Genomic DNA, 5,388 nt, shown 5'->3' on the forward strand with positions numbered 1-5,388 from the left:
AGGCCGCGTAGGGCGAATAACCGCTTGCGGTTATCCGCCATGAAACGTCGGCGCAGCGGCGGATAACGCCGGTGGCGTTATTCGCCCTACGGCCCGACTACGGGGCCGCGGGACGCATATCCGCCGTGAAACGCCGGCGCAGCGGTGTCGTCACGGTTGCAGGTAGCGGTGCTTCCAGCCTCCTTCGTCGCGGTCGTAGCGCAGGCGCTCGTGCAGCCGCTCGGTGCCGTTGCCCCAGAACTCCACCGACTCCAGGCACAGTTCGAACAGGCAGTAGCCCGGTGGGCGCGGCAGCGGGCCGTCGGTTTCCGCCAGGCGCCGGGCTTCGGCGCGCAGGGCGTGGATGTCGGCGAGGGTTTCGCTCTGCCGCGAGGCGATCGACATCGGGTGGGTCTGGTACGGGCGGCTCAGCCACTGGGCGTCGGCGCGCTCGTCGGGCAGGCGTTCGGCGCGGCCGTTGAGGATGATCTGCTGGCTGCTCTCGCGCCAGTACAGCACCCCCGAGGCCCAGGGGTTCTGCGCCAGTTCGCGGCCCTTCTGGCTATCGGCGTGGGTGGCGAACACCACCCCGCGCTCGCCGAGTTCGGCGATCACCACGATCCGCGTCGACGGCCGGCCCTGCCCGTCGACCGTGGCCAGGGCCAGTGCCCGCGGCTCGCGCACGCCATAGCGGCGGGCGCGTTCCAGCCAGTTGCGCAGCACCTCCATGGGGTTCGCCGGCGGCGCCTCGAACTCCGGGAAAGGGGCTTCGATGGTCCCGGTGAGGGACTCGGAAATGTTCGCGTTGACGCCCATCATGGCGTTCCTCCGTTCTGCCCGTTCACAGGTAGGCCCGGCCTTCGGCGAAGGCCGCGCCGTTGCCCGACACTTCCACCGCCGAGACCCGCTCGCCGGCGCCCTCGGCGCGGGCGTACATGCGCGACGGCCGGCCGATCTCGACGCCCTGGAGGATCTCGATCTGCTGCCCGTAGGGAATCTGCCGGTGGCGCGCCAGGTGGATCGCCAGCGGCCCGGCGGCGGAGCCGGTGGCGGCGTCCTCGACCACGCCGTAGGCCGGCGAGAACATGCGGCTGCGCCAGTGCCGCCCGGCGCCGGCGAAGCAGTTCACCGCCAGGTCCGGGAAGTCGCACAGCGCGCGGTGGTCGGGGTGCAGCGCGGACAGCGCGGCGACGCTCTCCAGGCCGACGAACACGTGGCGCGGGCCGTTGCGGTAGACCTCGATGGGAAAGGTCGAGCCCTTCAGGCCGAGGGCGGCGAGCAGCTCGGCCGGTCGGCTGAAGTGCTCCCAGGTGGGGATCGGCTGCTGCATGCTGCAGGCCACCACCTTGCCGTCCTGGCGCTCCAGGGCGAAGGGCACGGTGCCCATCCTGGTCTCCAGGAACAGCCTGTCCTTGTCGGTCTCGGCGCCCAGGGCGATGGCGGTGCCCAGCAGCGGGTGGCCGGCGAACGGCAGTTCGTTGACCGGGGTGAAGATGCGGATGCGCGCGTCGCCGTCCTGTTGCGGGCGGAGCACGAAGGTGCTCTCCGACAGGTTCATCTCCCGCGCCATGCGCTGCATGCGCTCGCCGCTGAGGTCGTCGCAGTCGAAGAACACCGCCACCGGGTTGCCTTGCAGCGGTTCGCTGGCGAAGGCGTCTATCACGACATATCTGTGCATGGGCTCTCCTGGCTCAGGGCCGCCGCTCGACCAGCGCGTGGCGCAGCAGGTCGGCGATGATGCGCGGACCCTCGCGGGTCAGCACCGATTCGGGGTGGAATTGCATGGAGGCGAAGCGCGGCCCGCGCAGGGCATGGACCTCGCCGGTCTCGCGGTCGCGGCTGATCTCGATCGGGCCGACCTCGGGGATCTCGATGCGGTCCTGCAGGGCGCGCGCGGCGAAGGTGTTGTAGAAGCCGACGCGCTCGGCGGCGCCGAACAGGTCGATCTGTTTCTGCACGCCCTGGTTGGGCTCCTGCCGGCGTTGCAGGTCCAGGCCCAGGCACAGGCTCAGCACCTGGTGGCTCAGGCACACGGCGAGGAACGGCCGGCGCTCGCTGAGCAGCGAACGGATGGCCAGGTGCAGGTGGCCGATCTTCGGCTGGCCGATCTCGGTGGGGTTGCCCGGGCCGGGGCCCATGATCACCAGGTCGTAGCCGTCGAACGAGTACGGCTCCTGGAAGCCGCGCACGGTCACCGTCAGGCCCAGCGACTTGAGCTGCTTGGCGATCATCGAGGTGAAGGTGTCCTCGGCGTCGACGATCAGCACCTCGCGTCCGGACAGGTCGGCCTGCAACTGCTGGCGCTCGCTGGCGCCGCGCAGCCAGAAGTCGGCGATCGGCGCGTTGCGGCTGGCCAGCGCCGCCACTACGTGCGGGTGCGAGCCCAGGCGCTGCGGCGCCTGGCTCTTCAGCGCGGCGATCAGCCCGGAAGCCTTGGCCCGGCTTTCCGCCGCCTCGCCCAGGGGATCGGAGTGACGCACGATGGTCGAGCCGACGCCGATGCGCAGGCGGCCGTCGCTCTCGATCTCGGCGGTGCGGATCAGGATCGCCGAGTCCAGCGTGCGCCCGCCCTGGCCGTCGCCGCCGATCAGCGCCGCCACCCCGCTGTAGTAGCCGCGACCCTGCGGCTCGTAGCGGCGGATCACCCGGCAGGCGCTTTCCAGCGGGCTGCCGGTGACGGTCGGGGCGAACAGCGTCTCGCGCAGCACCTCGCGCACGTCGCGGCTGGTCTGGCCCTCGATGAAGTACTCGGTGTGCGCCAGGTGCGCCATCTCCTTGAGGTAGGGACCGAGCACCCGGCCGCCGTCCTCGCAGATCCGCGCCATCATCTTCAGCTCCTCGTCCACCACCATGTACAGCTCGTCGGCTTCCTTGCGGTTGTCGAGGAATTCCATGACCTCGGCCAGGTTCGGCCCGGCCGGCGGGTAGCGGTAGGTGCCGCTGATCGGGTTCATCACCGCCAGGCCGTCGCGCACGCTGATGTGTCGCTCGGGCGAGGCGCCGACCAGGGTGCGTTCGCCGGTGTGGACGATGAAGGTCCAGTAGGCGCCCTTCTCGCGCAGCAGCAACTGGCGGAAGAAACTCAGCGCGCTGGCCGTGGCGTAGCCGTCGATGCGCGCCTGGAAGCGCCGCTTGATCACGAAGTTGGCGCCTTCGCCGCGACCGATCTCGTCGGCGATGACCCGCCCGACCACTTCGGCGTAGGCCTCGTCGTCGAGGTCGAAAGCTTCCTCGCTCAGTTCCAGCGCCTGGTTCGGCAGCAGCGCCAGGGCCTGCTCCAACGGCAGCAGTTCCTGCTCCAGAACCTTCAGCGCCAGCAGCGGCGTGCCGTCGTCGAGCGCCTCGAAGCCGCGCTCGGCGATCTGCCGGTAGGGAATCAGCGCCAGCAGGTCATGGCGCGGCAGGCCCGGGCCGGGCTCGTCCAGTGGCAGGTCGGCCAGGCCGTGCAGTTCGAGCGTCTCGCCGCGAATCACGTCGAGCAGGCCCGGGCCATTGCTTTCCGGGCGGTAGAGCAAGGCGAACGGCGCCGGCCGTTCGAGCAGGCGCTGCAACAGCGATGTGGGCAGGGCGTTCATTCCAGCACCTCGTCGGTGGTGACCACCATCGCGCAGCGGCTGGCGGCGTATTCCAGGGCCATGCGGTGGTGCGCCTCGCTGAAGTCGGCGATGGCGTCGGCCACCAGGAACGGCTGGATGTCGTTGGAGTAGGCGTCGACCGTGGAGATCAGCACCCCGACGTGGGCGTATACGCCGCACAGCACCAACTGGTCGCGGCCGGCGGCGCGCATCCGCTGGAGCAGGTCGGAGTGGAAGAAGGCGCTGTAGCGCCACTTGGTCAGCAGCCAGTCGTCCGGCCCCGGCGCCAGCTCCTCGACCACCTCGCGGTCGGCCGGACTGGCGCGCATGCCCGGCCCCCAGAAGTCCTTGAGCAGGCCGCGCTGCTCCTCGGTCATGCTGCCCGGCTGGGCGGTGTAGGCGATCTGCACGCCCTGCTCGACGCACCAGCGGCGCAGCCGCGCGGCGTTGGCCACCAGCCCGGCGCGCAGGCTCTCGGGCAGCGGGCGCAGGAAGTAGCGCTGCATGTCGTGCACCAGCAGCACCGCGCGCCGCGGCTCCAGGCTCCAGCGCGCCAGGTTGGCCGGCAGCTGCTGGGCGGTCGGCAAGGGATAGGCGGTGATTTCGGGAATGCCGCTCATGCCACGGTCTCCAGGGGGAAGGTTGCGCTCGGGGTCGCTTCTGCGCCGGCCCAGGCCATCACCGCGCTGAGCGCCTGCCAGGGGTTCAGCCGCGGATCGCAGAGGCTGGTGTAGTGCCGGCCGACCTGGTGCAGGCCGCTGGAATCGGCGACGCACTCGGTGACGTCGTCCGGGGTGGTCTCCAGGTGCAGCCCGGCGGCCACGCCGCCGGAGCCGGACACCGCCAGGCGGAACGCCGCCACCTCCTCGGCGATGCTGCGCACCAGGCGGGTCTTGTTGCCGCAGGGCGCGACGATGGTGTTGCCGTGCATCGGGTCGCTCAGCCAGATCACCGGGTGCCCGGCCGCGCGCACCGCCTCCACCAGCGGCGGCAGGCGCTCGCCGACCTTCTGCGCGCCCATCCGCGCGATCAGCGTCAGGCGTCCCGGCTCGCGGCGCGGATCGAGGCGCTCGCAGAGCGCCAGCAACTGGTCGCGGCCGATCTCCGGACCGACCTTGCAGGCCACCGGGTTGAGCACCTCGGCCAGCAGCGCCACATGGGCGCCGTCGACCTGGCGGGTGCGCTCGCCGATCCACGGCCAGTGGGTCGAACCGAGGTAGACCCGGCGCTGCTCGTCCTCGCGCAGCATCGACAGCTCGTAGTCGAGCAGCAGCATCTCGTGGCTGGTCCAGACCGGCGAGGCATTCGCCTCCTGCCCGGACGCGGCGTCCCAGCCCAGGTGGCGCATGATGTTGCGCGCCGCCGCATAGCCCTTGAGGATCCGCTGCGGATCGGCCCGGCGCTGCTCGGCATGGGCCTCGCGGCCGTTGACCATGTCGCCGCGATAGACCGGCAGGGTCTGCTCGCCGACCTGCTCGTGCGGCTTGGAACGCGGCTTGGCGTACTGCCCGGCGATGCGCCCGACGCGGATCACCGGTCGCCGGCCGGCCAGGCGCAGGGCGCCGGCCAGCAGTTCCAGCACGGCGGCCTTGCGCGCCACGTTCTCGGCATGGTGGTCGTCCATGTCCTCGGCGCAGTCGCCGCACTGCACCACCAGCGCCTCGCCGCGGGCGACCCGCGCCAGGGTCGCGCGCAGGGCCAGGATGTCGCCGGCGCGGATCAGCGCCGGACTGCCGCGCAGGTACGCCTGCACGTCGCGCAGGCGCGACGGATCGCCCCATTCGGGTTGCTGCAGCGCTTCGCAGCGCCGTACGCGTTGCAATAGATCGTCCAT

The 5,388-nt window shown here is 71.2% G+C and carries 5 protein-coding genes; all 5 read right to left on the reverse strand.

All coding sequences use genetic code 11. From position 1 onward, the window contains the following. Positions 1-150 precede the first annotated feature (150 nt). Genes phzG through phzC form a run of 5 tightly spaced genes read right to left on the reverse strand, consistent with a single transcriptional unit; the run spans position 151 to position 5,388 of the window. On the reverse strand, positions 151-795 hold the full coding sequence (gene phzG, locus HMPREF2581_RS21930) for a phenazine biosynthesis FMN-dependent oxidase PhzG (RefSeq protein ID WP_003112073.1): 645 nt from the start codon (positions 793-795) through the stop codon (positions 151-153). 25 nt (positions 796-820) lie between these two features. Beyond that, a complete protein-coding gene (gene phzF / locus HMPREF2581_RS21935) occupies positions 821-1,657 on the reverse strand; it encodes a phenazine biosynthesis protein PhzF (RefSeq protein ID WP_003093628.1) in 837 nt (278 codons plus the stop codon). 13 nt (positions 1,658-1,670) lie between these two features. Next, a complete protein-coding gene (gene phzE, locus HMPREF2581_RS21940) occupies positions 1,671-3,554 on the reverse strand; it encodes a phenazine biosynthesis protein PhzE (RefSeq protein WP_003137488.1) in 1,884 nt (627 codons plus the stop codon). Continuing rightward, positions 3,551-4,174 carry a phenazine biosynthesis protein PhzD gene (phzD, locus tag HMPREF2581_RS21945; RefSeq protein WP_003093625.1) on the reverse strand — a complete coding sequence of 208 codons (624 nt, stop codon included), beginning with the start codon at positions 4,172-4,174 and terminating at the stop codon, positions 3,551-3,553. Before phzD ends, phzE begins: the two co-directional genes overlap by 4 nt. Beyond that, on the reverse strand, positions 4,171-5,388 hold the full coding sequence (phzC, locus tag HMPREF2581_RS21950; RefSeq protein ID WP_011666542.1) for a phenazine biosynthesis protein PhzC: 1,218 nt from the start codon (positions 5,386-5,388) through the stop codon (positions 4,171-4,173). The genes phzD and phzC overlap by 4 nt, the downstream gene beginning before the upstream one ends.

The sequence above is a fragment of the Pseudomonas sp. HMSC057H01 genome (assembly GCF_001836405.1).
In the GTDB taxonomy this organism is placed as follows: domain Bacteria; phylum Pseudomonadota; class Gammaproteobacteria; order Pseudomonadales; family Pseudomonadaceae; genus Pseudomonas; species Pseudomonas aeruginosa.